This is a genomic window from Streptomyces sp. NPDC054872 (genome assembly GCF_053610705.1).
On sequence record NZ_JBSGYY010000065.1, the window covers coordinates 1 to 13,934 of the forward strand.

A 13,934-nucleotide genomic window follows, 5' to 3' on the forward strand; every position below is an offset into this window, starting at 1 on the left:
CCCTGGTCCCGCGTCCCGCGGGGGCCCGGGGCGCGGGGGAGAACACGCCCCCTTACGTCTCGCACCCCCGTTACGGGGGCGCCGGGCGATCGACTCGCGGGGCGCCCCCTTTCTCTTTCCCGTACCGCCTACTTGACCTCGACGCGCACGTCGTCGCGGAGATTGGCCACCAGGCCGGCGACGTCCTCCAGCTCGATGTCCGCGCCGCTGGCCGTCGCAGCGACATCGGAGTAGGCGGCGTACGCGACCGTGCTGTGGTCGCCCCAGACGCACATCGGCGTCTTGAAGGTGTTCGGGACGCCCTCGTCGCCGGCGCCGGTCTCACCCATCTTGAACTCGGCTTGCTGGCACTTCATGACGCCGTTCTCGAAGCCGTCCGGGGTGAACTCCTCGGGGCTGCCGATGAGCTGGGTGCTCCCGGGCTCCTCGGTGGACTTCTTCTTCATCTCGGCGAACATGGCGTCGACGACCTTCTCCGGGTCGTCGATCTCGCCGTACACGCCGGAGTAGTTGAGGGACTTCATGGCCGATCCCTCGCCGTAGTTGTACGCGGCGAAGACGTCCTTCGGGTCGCTGACGCCCTGCTGCTCCAGCTCCTTGAGGTCGCTGGACGACATGCCGCCACCGCCGCCGGAGTCGGCCTTCTTGTACTCACCGCCGAGGACGGTCGCGGGCGTCGTCAGCTTGTACGTCTTGCCGTCGTCGGCGACGGACCCGCCGTCCTTGCCCGCGGTGAACCACCAGACACCGGCACCGATCGCGGCCACCGCGACGACCGCGGCGACGATGATCCCGGCCTTCTTGCCGCCACCGCCCGCCGGCGGCGGCCCGTACGGAGCCTGCGGCTGCTGTCCGTACGGAGCTTGGGGCTGCTGTCCGTACGGAGCCTGGGGCGGCTGCCCGTAAGGGCCTTGGGGCTGCTGCGGGTAGCCGTACCCGGGCTGCGGGGCGGGCGGCTGCTGGGGGCCACCGTAGGGCGCCTGCCGGCCGTAGGGCCCGGGCTGCTGCGGCGGCTGAGCGCCGTACGGGCCCGGCTGGTTGTAACTCATGTGCGGTTTCCCCTTCCGGCGTCAGAGCTTGACGCGAACTTCCTTGCGGAACTTGGCCGACTTCTCCGCGGCCTCGTCGAGGTCGGCGCTCTTGCCGCCCATCGCGTTCGCCACGTCCGTGGTGATCACGATGCCGAGCGTGCTGTGGTCACCCCAGATGCAGGTGGCCATCGACATCTCGCTGGGGCCCTGGCTGGCTCCGGCCGACGCCGTGCCGAGGTCGACCTTCATCTCCTGGCACTTCAGGACCGCTCCGTCGAGCCCGGCGGGGCTGTACGACTTGGGGCTGCCGACCAGCGTCATCTTCTGGCCGCCGCTGCCGCTGCCTTCCTGGGCGTTCTTCTCCGCCTCGCCGAACATCGCGTCGACGACGTCCTCCGGCCGGGCTATGTCGCCGTAGACGCCGTTGAACTGCAGGATCTTCTGCGACAGCGGGTTGGCCTCGTCGCCCGCCTGGTACTGGGCCGAGACGTCCTTGGCGTTCTTGACGCCGTGCTTCTCGGCTTCCCTGACGTCGCTGGAGGTCATGCCGCTCTCACCGGCGCCCTCCTCGCCCTTCTTGTACTCGGTGAGGACCGTGGCCGGCGTGATCAGCTTGTGCGGCCCGTCGTCCTTCATGCCGCCGTCCGCGCCGCCGCCCGCCACCGACGAGGAACCGCCCTTCTTGCCGCCGTCCTTGTCGTCACCGCCCGCAAGGACGAAGTAACCACCCACGGCGACCGCCACGACCGCCACCACGGCGGCGATGATGACGCCCGTCTTCTTGCCGCCGCCCTGGGCCGGAGGCGGCGGGACCTGCCCGTAGGGAGCCTGCTGGCCGTAAGGCGCCTGCGGCTGGCCGTAGGGGCCCGGCTGCTGCGGAGGCACGCCCTGCGGGGCCTGCGGGGGGTAGCCGTAGCCGGGCTGGGGGGCCTGGGGCGGCTGCTGGCCGTAGGGACCGGGCTGCTGGGGCTGCTGGCCGCCGTACGGGCCTGGCTGGTTGTAGCTCATGACGTGGGTTCCCCCGTGAGTGTGCTTATGTGATGCCGACATCCTGACGGAAGCAGCCCCGGCCGAAGTGACCGGGGCTGCTGTGCGCGAAGAGGCGCCGTCAGGGCGTCATGACTTGACGCGTACTTCCTTGCGGAGCTTGGACGTGGTGTCCGCGGCGTCCTCGAGCGAGGCGCTCTTGCCGGTCATGGCGGACGCCATGTCGACCGGGATCACCACACCGATGGTGCTGTTGTCGCCCCAGATGCAGATGGGCATGCGGATGGACTTCGGTCCGGAGCCGCCGCCCTTGATGTTCGTCTCCTGGCACTTGAGGACCGCGCCGTCGCCGTTGAAGCTCTTGGGGCTGCCGATCAGTTCGCCGGTGTCGGTGCTCTCGTTCACCGACTCCTTCTTCATCTTGGCGAACATCCCGTCGACCACCTTGGACGGGTTGTCGATCTCGCCGTAGACGCCCATGAACTTGATCATCTTCTGGGCCAGCGGGTTGCTCTTGTCGCCCGACTGGTACTCCGCGTCCACGGGCGTGCCGTTCTTGACGCCGTCCTTCTCGGCTTCCTTCATGTCCTCGTCGTCGAAGCCGCCGTCGCTCGAAGCCTGCTTCTTGTACTCGGAGAGCACCGTCTCGGGCGTGACCAGCTTGTGCGCGCCGTCGTCCGCGACCGCGGAGTTGCCCGCCGACGACGAGCTGTCGTCCTTGCCCGCCGTGAACCACCAGAGGCCGCCGCCGATCGCGACGAGCGCCACGACCGCGCCGATGATGATCCCGGTCTTCTTGCCGCTGCCGCCCCCCGCGGGCGGAGGCGGCGGGACCTGGCCGTACGGGGCCTGCTGGTCCTGGCCCTGGTACGGGCCCGGCTGCTGCGGCTGGCTGTAGCCGCCCTGCTGCGGGGGGACGCCCTGGGGCGCCTGCTGGGGGTAGCCGTAACCGGGCTGGGGAGCCTGCGGCTGCTGGCCGTAGGGTCCAGGCTGGCCCGGCTGCTGCCCGTAAGGACCGGGCTGCTGGGGCTGCTGCCCGCCGTACGGGCCAGGCTGGTTGTAGCTCATCGCGTGGGTTCCCCTCCGAACGCTTATGTGATGCCGACATCCTGACCGAAGGCGAAGCCCCATGGGGCGCACGGCCGCAACCGTTACTCAAGAATCCGGTTTCGGGACGGGTCTGTGACACCTCTAAACTGGAGCGGTGACCGAGAACACTCAGCAGCAGAATCCAGCGCCCATCACCGAACTGCCGACCCAGTACGCGCCGGCCGAGGTAGAGGGGACGCTGTACGAGCGCTGGGTGGAACGCGGCTACTTCTCCGCCGACGCGGCGAGCGAGAAGCCCCCGTACACCGTCGTCATCCCGCCGCCGAACGTCACGGGCTCCCTGCACCTCGGGCACGCCTTCGAGCACACGCTCATCGACGCCCTCACGCGCCGCAAGCGCATGCAGGGCTTCGAGACGCTGTGGCAGCCGGGCATGGACCACGCCGGCATCGCCACGCAGAACGTCGTGGAGCGCGAGCTCGCCAAGGAGGGCAAGTCCCGCCACGACCTGGGGCGCGAGGAGTTCATCGAGCGCGTCTGGAAGTGGAAGGGCGAGTCCGGCGGCCAGATCTCCGGGCAGATGCGCCGCCTCGGCGACGGCGTCGACTGGGACCGTGAGCGGTTCACGATGGACGAGGGCCTCTCCCAGTCCGTCCAGACCATCTTCAAGAAGCTCTACGACGACGAGCTGATCTACCGCGCCGAGCGCATCATCAACTGGTGCCCGCGCTGCCTGACCGCGATCTCCGACATCGAGGTCGAGTACCAGGACGACGACGGGGAGCTCGTCTCCCTGAAGTACGGCGACGGGGACGAGACCGTCGTCGTCGCCACCAGCCGCGCCGAGACGATGCTCGGTGACACGGCCATCGCCGTCCACCCGGACGACGAGCGCTACAAGCACCTCGTCGGCAAGCTGATCAAGCTGCCGCTGACCGACCGCTCGATCCCGGTCGTCGCGGACGAGCACGTCGACCCCGAGTTCGGCACGGGCTGCGTCAAGGTGACCCCGGCGCACGACCCGAACGACTTCGAGATCGGCCAGCGCCACGACCTGCCGAACATCGCGGTCATGGACGAGCACGCAGTTATTACTGTTCCCGGTCCCTTCCAGGGGCTCGACCGGCTCGAAGCCCGCAGCGCCATCGTCGGCGCCCTGCGCGCCGAGGGCCGCATCGTCGCCGAGAAGCGCCCGTACACGCACTCGGTCGGCCACTGCTCGCGCTGCAAGACCACCATCGAGCCGCGTCTGTCGATGCAGTGGTGGGTCAAGGTCGGCCCGCTCGCCAAGGCCGCCGGTGACGCGGTCCGCGACGGCAAGGTCAAGATCCACCCGCAGGAGATGGAGAAGCGCTACTTCGACTGGGTCGACAACCTCCACGACTGGTGCATCTCGCGCCAGCTGTGGTGGGGCCACCGGATTCCCGTCTGGTACGGCCCCAATGGCGAGGTCGTCTGCGTCGGGCCCGACGACGAGGCGCCCACCGGCGAGGGCTGGACCCAGGACTCGGACGTCCTCGACACGTGGTTCTCGTCCGGCCTGTGGCCGTTCTCCACGCTCGGCTGGCCCGAGGAGACCGACAGCCTGGCGAAGTTCTATCCGAACTCCGTCCTGGTCACCGGCTACGACATCCTCTTCTTCTGGGTCGCCCGGATGATGATGTTCGGCCTGTACGCGATGGACGGCACCCCGCCGTTCCACACGATCGTGCTGCACGGCATGGTCCGCGACCAGTTCGGCAAGAAGATGTCGAAGTCCTTCGGCAACGCGGTCAACCCGCTCGACTGGATGGACAAGTACGGCTCGGACGCCGTCCGCTTCACGCTGGCCCGCGGCGCCAACCCCGGCGTCGACGTGCCGATCGGCGAGGACTGGGTCCAGGGCTCGCGGAACTTCGCCAACAAGATCTGGAACGCCACGCGCTTCGCGCTGATGAACGGCGCCACGATCGAGGGCGAACTGCCGCCCGCCGAGCAGCTCTCGGCGACGGACCGCTGGATCCTGTCCCGGCTGAACGCGACGGTCGCCGAGGTCGACGCGCTCTACGACGACTACCAGTTCGCCAAGCTGTCGGACGCCCTCTTCCACTTCGCGTGGGACGAGGTCTTCGACTGGTACGTCGAGCTGTCCAAGACGACCTTCATGGGCGGCGGCGACGCGGCGAGGGTCTCGGGCCGCGTCCTGGGCGAGGTCCTCGACGTGACGCTGCGCCTGCTGCACCCGATCGTCCCGTTCGTGACGGAGACGCTCTGGACGACCCTCACGGGACGCGAGTCCCTCGTGATCGCCGAGTGGCCGTCCGACAGCGGATTCCGTGACTCCGGCGCCGAGCGGGAGATCGAGACCCTCCAGCAGATCATCACCGAGGTCCGTCGCTTCCGCGCCGACCAGGGTCTTCAGCCGGGCCAGAAGGTCCCGGCCCGGCTCACCCTGGACGGCACGGCGCTCGCCCCGCACGAGGCGGCCATCCGCCAGCTCCTGCGCCTCCTGCCGGAGGGCGAGGGCTTCGCGGCCACCGCCACGCTGCCGGTCTCGGGCGCCACGGTCGCGCTCGACCTGTCCGGCACGATCGACGTCGCGGCGGAGCGCAAGCGCCTCGCCAAGGACCTCGCCGCCGCCGAGAAGGAGAAGGCACAGGCCACGGCGAAGCTGGGCAACGAGGCGTTCCTGGCGAAGGCGCCGGACAATGTGGTCGACAAGATCCGTGGCCGCCTCACCAAGGCGGACGCCGACATCGCCCGGCTGCAGGCCCAGCTGGACGGGCTGCCGCAGGGCTAGCCACGCGGGCCGTCAGGCAGTGGAGACAGGGCTCATGGGACCGTACGGTTCCGTGAGCCCTGTCCCGTTGTCGGGGATGTGCAGGCCGAGGCGCACCAGCTCCGCCTCGGCGAGCGCGTCGATGACGTCGGGGTCGCCGCCGCGCCAGCCCTCGGCGAGGCTGCCCGCGGTGGCGTCGGGGAGCTCGTTCGCGGTCCGCGCGACCTCGTCCAGGGGGCGCAGCAGGGCGCGCAGGGCGAGCAGTTCGCGGCCGTCGTCGCTCGCGGCGAGCTCGTGGGCGGCCGCGGCCTGCCGGATCCAGCGCAGGCGGCGGGGGAGCCAGCTGTTGAGCACGAGACCCACGGGTACGAGGAAGACGACCACGGCGCCCACGATCACCGCGGCGCGCACGGTCACCGGGTCGCCGGCTCCGGCCATGTCCGCGGCGGCCCGCAGCACCGAGTCGACGCGATCACCGACCAGGGGCAGCCGTGACGGGTCGCCGATGGGCGGGGCCGGGGTCTCCGGCGCGGGGCGGGTGAGCAGACAGGCCAGCCGGTAGGCGACGACGGCGGCGGCGGTCCACAGCGCGGTCCAGAGCAGGACCGCGCCGTCGCCGAGCAGTTGGCGGGTCCGTCGGCCGGGATTCTGGGCATACCACATGGTCTGATTTGACCCCCGGTGGCGGGCTTTCGGGGACCGCCACGCCGACGTGTCACACTTCACGAAATAAAGGTCATAAGTCTGATGATTCGGGCAGAAAGACCTTGGATGATGGAGGGCATGCACGACCAGCCCGTCGCCCAGGCGATCCGCGGGGCGACGGCCGCGGGCCGCCGTCTGGCCGGGCGCTGGGCGCGTGCGCCCCGGGTGCTCGACGCTCTCACCGCGCTCAGCTGCCTGGCCCTGATGAGCCTGGACATCCCCGGCCTCGCCGAGGCGGACAACGCCCTCAACGGCCCCCTCGCGGCCCTGGTCCTCACCTGCGGCGCCGCGTCCCTGCTGCTGCGCCGCGGCGCGCCCTGGGTGACGTACGCGGTGGCTCTCGCGCTCATCGGCTGGCTGCACGAACTGACCCTCGCGCAGTTCGCGCTGTACTCCCTGGGCAGGTACCGCGGCCGTCTCGCCGGTACGTTCGGCGTGCTCGGGTACGTGGCTTTCGCGTACGTGATGTTCACCCTCCCCGGCTGGCCGGTGCACCGCGGGGACACCCTGGGCTCCTTCCTCGGCCTGGTGGTGCCGATCGGCGTGCTCGCCGCGGGGGTCGGGGTCGCGGCCAACCGCCAGGACCTGGTGCGTGCGCTCCAGGCGCAGCGGGCCGAGACGGACGCGTTGCACGCGGTGCAGCGGGAGCGGGCCCGCATCGCACGGGACGTGCACGACTTCGTGGGCCGCGAGCTGACGCTGCTCAGCGTGCGCTCGCAGGTGCTCGCGCGGCGGGCCGCGGGCGGGGAGTGCGAGGACGGCTTCGAGGAACTGTCGGAGACCGCGCGCTCGGCGCACCGCATGCTGAACGAGATCATCGTGCGGCGGGGTGTGGACGGTGCTCCCACGCCCGGGCTCGACGCGCTTCCCGGGCTCGCCGAGGCCAGTGAGCGCGCGGGTACGCCGGTCGACCTGTTGGTCGACGGGGCCGCCCACCGCCTCTCGCCCATCCGGCAGGCCGCCGTGCACCGGGTGGTGCAGGAGTGTCTGACGAACGCGGCGAAGCATGCGCCCGGGGGGCGGGTGGACATACGGGTGCGGGTGGCCGACGGCCACCTGCACGTGTACGTCCGCAACGCCCTGCCCGCGGCGGGCCCGGCCCTGTCGCCGGTCTCCGCGGGAACGGGGACCGCGGGCATGGCTGAACGGGTCCACGCGATGGGCGGCAGCTTCTCGGCGGGGCCGCGGGGTGGGGCTTACGAGGTCCTGGCGACGCTTCCTGCGGGGGACTTGGCCTGAGGGCCTACCTGGCACCCCGCATCCGCTTCTTGCCGAACAAGCGTTTCCCGCCCACCGCCCATCACCCCGCGGTGACATCCGTACGTCTACGCCGCGGTCATCACCCGTTCCAACCCGTCGAAGTCCTCCACGCACTTCCCGCAGCCCAGCGCCACGCTGTCCAGCGGGTCGTCCGCCGGGAACACCGGGATTCCCGTCGCCGACGCCATGCGCAGGTCGAGCCCCGGCAGGAGCGCGCCACCGCCCGTCAGGACGATGCCGTGTTCCATGACGTCGCCGGACAGCTCCGGCGGGCACTCCTCCAGCGTCGTCCGCACCGCGGCGATCACCGCCTCCACGGGCTCGTCGAGCGCCGCCCGCACCTCACGCACCGTCAGGTCGACCGTCTTCGGCAGGCCCCGCACCTTCTCCCGGCCCCGCACGGTGAACGTCCGGGATTCCAGCGCGTCGTCCCCCGGCACCGGCCACGCCGAGCCGATCGCGACCTTGATGTCCTCGGCGGTGCGTTCGCCGATGAGCAGCCCGTGCTCCTTGCGCACGAAGTGGGTGATCGCCTCGTCGAAGCGGTCACCGCCCACCCGCAGCGACTGCGCCGTGACGATCCCGCCGAGTGAGATCACCGCGACCTCGGTCGTGCCGCCCCCGATGTCGACCACCATCGAACCCCGCGGCTCCGCCACCGGAAGCCCCGCCCCCATCGCCGCGGCCATCGGCTCCTCCACCAGGTGCACGGCACGGGCCCCCGCCCGCTGCGCCGCGTGCACGATGGCCCTGCGTTCGACCTGCGTGACACCGCTCGGCACGCACACCACCATCCGGATACGAGGGCGGCGCCCCGGCACGGCCTTGCGCACGAAGTGCCGGATCATCTCCTCGGCGGCTTCGTAGTCGCTGATCACGCCGTCCCGCAGCGGGCGGATCGCGGTGATGGAGCCCGGGGTCCGGCCGATCGTCTCCTTGGCCTCCGTACCGACGGCGAGGGCGGTGCGCGCGCCCTCCTTGACGGCGACCACGGACGGCTCGTTGAGCACGATGCCCTGGCCGCGTACGTAGAGAAGGGTGTTCGCTGTGCCGAGGTCGATACCTATGTCCATGATCGCCAAGTTTGCCCGGCGATTGACCGGATCGGAGGGACCAAGGTCCTGAATCGGACGGGACCAAAGTCCCGAGCGGTACCCGAGCAGGTCCCGACGGCGGCTGTCACACCCCGTCCGTAGACTGGCCTACGTGAGTGACCTCCCCCCGCCTGACAGCGACCACCCCGACCGCGACGAGCACGACGGAAGCGACGACCGTTTCGCCGAGATCGTCGAAGCCGAGACCGAACGCGACCCCGACCTCGCCGTGATCGAGGCGGGCAGTCGCACCCTGCGCACGCAGGCGGGCCCGCCCCAGGGCGACATCCCCTCCCGCCCCACCGACCCGGAGGTGGACAAGGCGCTGCGCGAGGTCGAGACGGAGCTCGCGAGCCGCTGGGGAGAGACGAAGCTGGAGCCCTCCGTCAGCCGGATCGCCGCGCTGATGGACGTCCTGGGCGAGCCCCAGCGCGCGTACCCCTCGATCCACATCACCGGCACGAACGGCAAGACGTCCACAGCCCGCATGATCGAGGCGCTGTTCAGCGCCTTCGAGCTGCGCACCGGTCGGTACACCTCGCCGCACGTCCAGTCGATCACCGAGCGGATCAGCCTGGACGGAGCCCCCATCGAGGCCGAGCGCTTCGTGGAGACGTACAACGACATCAAGCCGTACGTCGAGATGGTCGACGCCCAACAGGACTACAGGCTCTCCTTCTTCGAGGTGCTCACGGGCATGGCGTACGCGGCCTTCGCGGACGCCCCCGTGGACGTCGCGGTCGTCGAGGTCGGCATGGGCGGCAGCTGGGACGCGACGAACGTGATCGACGGCTCCGTCGCCGTCGTCACCCCCATCGACCTGGACCACACCGACCGCCTGGGCGGCACGCCGGGCGAGATCGCCGCGGAGAAGGCCGGCATCATCAAGCAGGACGCGACGGTGATCCTCGCCCAGCAGCCGGTGGACGCGGCCCAGGTGCTCCTGAAGAAGGCCGTGGAGGTCGACGCGACGGTGGCCCGCGAGGGCCTGGAGTTCGGCATCGTCTCCCGCACGGTCGCGGTCGGCGGCCAGCTCCTGACCCTGCGCGGCCTCGGCGGGGAGTACGAAGAGGTCTTCCTGCCCCTGCACGGCGCCTACCAGGCGCACAACGCCGCCGTCGCGCTCGCCGCGGTGGAGGCCTTCTTCGGCATCGGCTCGCAGCACTCGCGCGCGCTCGACATCGACACCATCCGCAAGGCCTTCGCCTCGGTCTCGTCGCCGGGCCGCCTCGAGGTCGTGCGCACCTCGCCGACCGTCGTCCTGGACGCCGCGCACAATCCGGCGGGCGCCCGCGCGACCGCCGAGGCGGTCAGCGAGGTCTTCGACTTCAGCCGGCTGATCGGCGTGGTCGCGGCGAGCGACGGCAAGGACATGAAGGGGCTGCTCGAAGCCTTCGAGCCGATCTTCGCCGAGGTCGTCATCACGCAGAACTCCAGCCATCGGGCGATGGACGCGGACACGCTGGCCGGAATCGCCGTGGAGGTCTTCGGCGACGACCGCGTCCAGGTCGAGCCGCGCCTGCCGGACGCGCTGGAGGCAGCGATCACGCTCGCCGAGGAAGAGGGCGAGTACGCGGGCGGTGGTGTCCTGGTCACCGGCTCCGTCATCACGGTCGGCGAGGCCCGACTGCTCCTGGGGAGGGGCTGACTCCTGTGCGTACGCTCTGTGCTTCGACGCTGATCGGCGAGTTCTTCGTCATCGGTTTCGCCGGTCTGGTCGCCATGAAGGACCCGGACCTCTCGATGGGCACGGTCTGGACGGTCTGCGGCATCGCGATGCTGTTCTGCGTCCTGCTGTGCGGAGTGATCACCCGGCCCGGCGGGGTGCAGCTCGGCTGGGCGCTGCAGATCGCTCTCATCGCGAGCGGCTTCGTCGTGCCGATCATGTTCTTCATGGGGGCGGTGTTCGCCGCGCTGTGGTGGGCCTCGATCCACTTCGGCCAGAAGATCGACGAGGCGAAGGCCAGGTTCGCGGCGCAGGCGGAGGCGGAGGCGGGGGCCTAGGCCCTCGCGGGGCGGCCGGGCGGGCCGGCTTCCGGGGCCGGACGTAACGCGGTGTAGTGGGTGCCGGTATTCTGCCGGGCAACCCACATGCTCGTAGAAAAAATGCTTGGAGCCGCACATGACCCAGCGCACTCTCGTCCTGCTCAAGCCCGACACCGTCCGTCGTGGCCTGATCGGCGAGATCATCGGCCGCATCGAGCGCAAGGCGGGCTGGACGATCTCCGCCCTCGAACTGCGCTCGCTCGACCAGGAGACGCTGGAGCAGCACTACGGCGAGCACAAGGGCAAGCCCTTCTACGAGCCGCTGGTCGACTTCATGTCCTCCGGTCCGGTCGTCGCGCTCGTCGTCGAGGGTGAGCGTGTCATCGAGGGCGTGCGCGCCCTCGCGGGTCCGACCGACCCGATCGCCGCCGCGCCCGGCTCCATCCGGGGTGACTTCGGCAGCATCGTCCGGGAGAACCTGATCCACGCGTCGGACTCCGAGGAGTCCGCCGAGCGTGAGCTGAAGATCTTCTTCCCGGGTGTCGTCTGATCCACGGGTGCCGTCCGACGGCCGTACGCGGTCTCGCCTGACGGACACCTGAGGGACACAGGTAAAGAGTTCCGTAAAGACTTCTGACGCCCAGTCAGCAGGGCACCGCCCTGACCAGGGGTGGCCGAGAAAACCGGCCGCCCCTTGGCATATGCGCCCCAATTGGGGGAACCCGTGCCTCCGATGGCACGTCTCCAAGAGCGAGGCGGCGCATCATCTGCTGACAATGGCGAAGACCCTAGCGCCGTGTTCGTGCAGGCGAGACTACGATGGAAGCCTCCACGCCACACAGCACCCACCTCGCCTACCTAAAAAGCCATCAGAAGCTCCAGGGAAGGCCAGACGCATCCTCATGGGGAACAACATGTCGTTCATCGGCCGTGACATGGCTGTCGACCTCGGGACCGCCAACACGCTGGTGTACGTCAGGGGTCGCGGGATCGTTCTCAACGAACCGTCCGTGGTCGCGATCAACACCAACACCGGTGGCATCCTCGCTGTCGGCGCCGAAGCCAAGAAGATGATCGGTCGCACGCCGGGCAACATCGTTGCCGTGCGACCGCTGAAGGACGGCGTCATCGCCGACTTCGAGATCACCGAGCGGATGCTCCGCTACTTCATCCTGAAGATCCACAAGCGGCGGTACCTCGCCCGCCCGCGTGTCGTCGTCTGTGTGCCTTCCGGCATCACCGGAGTCGAGCGCCGCGCCGTCATCGAGGCCTCCTCGCAGGCCGGCGCCCGCCAGGTGCACATCATCGAGGAGCCCATGGCCGCGGCCATCGGTTCCGGCCTGCCAGTCCACGAGGCCACGGGCAACATGGTGGTCGACATCGGCGGCGGCACCACCGAGGTCGCCGTCATCTCGCTCGGCGGAATCGTCACGGCACAGTCGATCCGCGTCGCGGGCGACGAGCTGGACAACGCGATCATCCAGCACATCAAGAAGGAGTACTCCCTCCTCCTCGGTGAGCGCACGGCCGAGCAGATCAAGATCACCATCGGCTCGGCGTACGACATGGACGCCGACGAGCACACCGAGATCCGCGGCAGGGACCTGGTCTCCGGGCTGCCCAAGACCGTCGTCATCTCCGCCGCCGAGGTCCGCAAGGCGATCGAGGAACCGGTCAACGCGATCGTGGACGCGGTCAAGACGACGCTCGACAAGTGTCCGCCGGAACTCTCCGGTGACGTCATGGACCGCGGCATCGTTCTCACCGGAGGCGGCGCCCTGCTGCGCGGCCTCGACGAGCGTCTGCGCCGCGAGACGGGCATGCCGATCCACATCGCCGAGGACCCGCTGGACAGCGTGGCGCTCGGCTCCGGCAAGTGCGTCGAGGAGTTCGAGGCGCTTCAGCAGGTCCTTGACGCATCGCCGCGCCGTTGAGGGTGGCGCGAACCCGCTGAAAGGGTGTCCGCCGTACGAGTGCCTGTCACCTCGTGCGGCGGATCGTTGATATAGAGGGCTCTACAGGGCACGCACAGTTGCCCGTGGACAAGTGAATGCTCAGAATTCCAAAGATTTCCAACTGAGGAAGGCACGGCCGCCGCACGTGAGGGACACACGAGAGAGCCGGCTGCTCCTGGTGCTGCTGATCGCCATCGCGTTCGCTTTGATCACGGTGGACATCCGTGGTGGCGAGGACTCGCCGGTCGACGGTGCCCGCCAGGCCGCCGCCACGGTCTTCGGCCCGGTCGAGAACGGCGTGTCGTCCGCCGTCGACCCGATCGGCAACGCCATCGGCGCGGTCAGGGACTCCGGTGACCGGCATGACCGGATCGCCGAACTCACGCGGCAGAACGCCGCGTTGAAGGCGAAGCTCGGCAGCGACGACCGCAATCGCAGTCGGGTAAGACAGCTGGACAACATGCTCAAGAGCGCCGGTGCCGGTCAGTACGGCATCAAGGGCGCCGAAGTCATCGGCATAGGAGCGGCCCAGGGCTTCTCCTGGACCGTCACCATCGACGCGGGCGCCAACGACGGACTCAAGCGCGACATGACCGTCCTGAACGGCGACGGCCTGGTCGGCCGCGTCACCACGGTCGGCCCCAGCACCGCGACCGTCCTGCTCGCCAACGACCCCGACTTCACCGTCGGCACCCGCATGGAGAAGACCGACGAGCTCGGCTTCGCCACCGGACAGGGCGACCGCCCGCTCTCGGTGCAGATGCTCAACGGCAAGGCCAAGATCAAGAAGGGCGACCGCCTGGTCACCTTCGGATCGCAGAAGGACAAGCCGTTCGTGCCCGGCGTGCCGGTCGGCGAGGTCGTCCGCGTCGACCCGTCGGGCGGTGACCTGACGCGCAACATCTACATCAAGCCGTACGTCGGCTTCACCAAGCTGGACATCGTCGGAGTCGTCGTCGAAGCGCCCCGCGAGGACCCGCGCGACACGGTCCTGCCGAAGAAGCCCGCCAAGCCGAAGCCGACCCCGACGGTGACCGTGACGGCCACCCCGTCAGGACAGGCCCCGGCAGACGGCGTCGACAACGGCAACGAGCAGTAGGAGCCCCGG

The 13,934-nt window shown here is 69.7% G+C and carries 12 protein-coding genes; 7 read left to right on the top strand and 5 right to left on the bottom strand.

Annotated features, from left to right (window positions below; genetic code table 11):
- Positions 1-128 precede the first annotated feature (128 nt).
- The 3 genes from ACWGIH_RS42005 to ACWGIH_RS42015 all read right to left on the bottom strand — a co-directional run bounded on the left by ACWGIH_RS42005 (position 129) and on the right by ACWGIH_RS42015 (position 3,086).
- Entirely contained in the window at positions 129-1,049 is a 921-nt protein-coding gene (locus tag ACWGIH_RS42005) for a hypothetical protein (RefSeq protein ID WP_453452052.1), read from the bottom strand.
- Between the two features lie 21 nt (positions 1,050-1,070).
- Positions 1,071-2,039 carry a hypothetical protein gene (locus ACWGIH_RS42010; protein WP_453452053.1) on the bottom strand — a complete coding sequence of 323 codons (969 nt, stop codon included), beginning with the start codon at positions 2,037-2,039 and terminating at the stop codon, positions 1,071-1,073.
- Positions 2,040-2,147: 108 nt separating this feature from the next.
- Positions 2,148-3,086, bottom strand: a complete 939-nt coding sequence (locus ACWGIH_RS42015) for a hypothetical protein (RefSeq protein ID WP_453452054.1) — start codon at positions 3,084-3,086, stop codon at positions 2,148-2,150.
- A gap of 136 nt (positions 3,087-3,222) precedes the next feature.
- Between ACWGIH_RS42015 and ACWGIH_RS42020 the strand changes: the two genes are divergently transcribed.
- Complete coding sequence (locus ACWGIH_RS42020) at positions 3,223-5,847, top strand: valine--tRNA ligase (protein WP_453452055.1); 2,625 nt, start codon at positions 3,223-3,225, stop codon at positions 5,845-5,847.
- A 12-nt stretch (positions 5,848-5,859) separates the two neighbouring features.
- Here ACWGIH_RS42020 and ACWGIH_RS42025 read toward each other — a convergent pair whose 3' ends face one another.
- The gene (locus tag ACWGIH_RS42025; RefSeq protein WP_453452056.1) at positions 5,860-6,489 is read right to left on the bottom strand and encodes a hypothetical protein; all 630 of its coding nucleotides are present in this window, start codon (positions 6,487-6,489) and stop codon (positions 5,860-5,862) included.
- A 120-nt stretch (positions 6,490-6,609) separates the two neighbouring features.
- Between ACWGIH_RS42025 and ACWGIH_RS42030 the strand changes: the two genes are divergently transcribed.
- A complete protein-coding gene (locus ACWGIH_RS42030; RefSeq protein WP_453452057.1) occupies positions 6,610-7,770 on the top strand; it encodes a sensor histidine kinase in 1,161 nt (386 codons plus the stop codon).
- 86 nt (positions 7,771-7,856) lie between these two features.
- Here the strand turns inward: ACWGIH_RS42030 and ACWGIH_RS42035 are convergent, their stop codons facing one another.
- On the bottom strand, positions 7,857-8,864 hold the full coding sequence (locus ACWGIH_RS42035; RefSeq protein WP_453452058.1) for a rod shape-determining protein: 1,008 nt from the start codon (positions 8,862-8,864) through the stop codon (positions 7,857-7,859).
- A 133-nt stretch (positions 8,865-8,997) separates the two neighbouring features.
- Here ACWGIH_RS42035 and folC point away from each other — a divergent pair, with 133 nt between their 5' ends.
- The 5 genes from folC (at position 8,998) to mreC (ending at position 13,925) form a co-directional block, all read left to right on the top strand.
- Positions 8,998-10,533 carry a bifunctional tetrahydrofolate synthase/dihydrofolate synthase gene (gene folC / locus ACWGIH_RS42040; RefSeq protein ID WP_453452059.1) on the top strand — a complete coding sequence of 512 codons (1,536 nt, stop codon included), beginning with the start codon at positions 8,998-9,000 and terminating at the stop codon, positions 10,531-10,533.
- A 5-nt stretch (positions 10,534-10,538) separates the two neighbouring features.
- Complete coding sequence (locus ACWGIH_RS42045) at positions 10,539-10,889, top strand: DUF4233 domain-containing protein (protein WP_453452060.1); 351 nt, start codon at positions 10,539-10,541, stop codon at positions 10,887-10,889.
- A 118-nt stretch (positions 10,890-11,007) separates the two neighbouring features.
- Positions 11,008-11,421: a nucleoside-diphosphate kinase gene (gene ndk, locus ACWGIH_RS42050; RefSeq protein WP_363211189.1), complete on the top strand. Its 414-nt coding sequence runs from the start codon at positions 11,008-11,010 to the stop codon at positions 11,419-11,421.
- 364 nt (positions 11,422-11,785) lie between these two features.
- Positions 11,786-12,805 (top strand): rod shape-determining protein, encoded by a 1,020-nt coding sequence (locus tag ACWGIH_RS42055; RefSeq protein ID WP_160505014.1) that lies wholly within the window; start codon positions 11,786-11,788, stop codon positions 12,803-12,805.
- Between the two features lie 166 nt (positions 12,806-12,971).
- The gene (gene mreC, locus ACWGIH_RS42060) at positions 12,972-13,925 is read left to right on the top strand and encodes a rod shape-determining protein MreC (RefSeq protein ID WP_453452061.1); all 954 of its coding nucleotides are present in this window, start codon (positions 12,972-12,974) and stop codon (positions 13,923-13,925) included.
- Positions 13,926-13,934: the final 9 nt, after the last annotated feature.

Bases quoted from the DNA above. Each gene is read 5' to 3' on its own strand.
- ACWGIH_RS42005 (WP_453452052.1), bottom strand. From the start codon at position 1,049: ATGAGTTACAACCAGCCGGGCCCGTACGGCGCTCAGCCGCCGCAGCAG.
- ACWGIH_RS42010 (WP_453452053.1), bottom strand. From the start codon at position 2,039: ATGAGCTACAACCAGCCAGGCCCGTACGGCGGCCAGCAGCCCCAGCAG.
- ACWGIH_RS42015 (WP_453452054.1), bottom strand. From the start codon at position 3,086: ATGAGCTACAACCAGCCTGGCCCGTACGGCGGGCAGCAGCCCCAGCAG.
- ACWGIH_RS42025 (WP_453452056.1), bottom strand. From the start codon at position 6,489: ATGTGGTATGCCCAGAATCCCGGCCGACGGACCCGCCAACTGCTCGGC.
- ACWGIH_RS42030 (WP_453452057.1), top strand. From the start codon at position 6,610: ATGCACGACCAGCCCGTCGCCCAGGCGATCCGCGGGGCGACGGCCGCG.
- ACWGIH_RS42035 (WP_453452058.1), bottom strand. From the start codon at position 8,864: ATGGACATAGGTATCGACCTCGGCACAGCGAACACCCTTCTCTACGTA.
- ndk (WP_363211189.1), top strand. From the start codon at position 11,008: ATGACCCAGCGCACTCTCGTCCTGCTCAAGCCCGACACCGTCCGTCGT.
- ACWGIH_RS42055 (WP_160505014.1), top strand. From the start codon at position 11,786: ATGTCGTTCATCGGCCGTGACATGGCTGTCGACCTCGGGACCGCCAAC.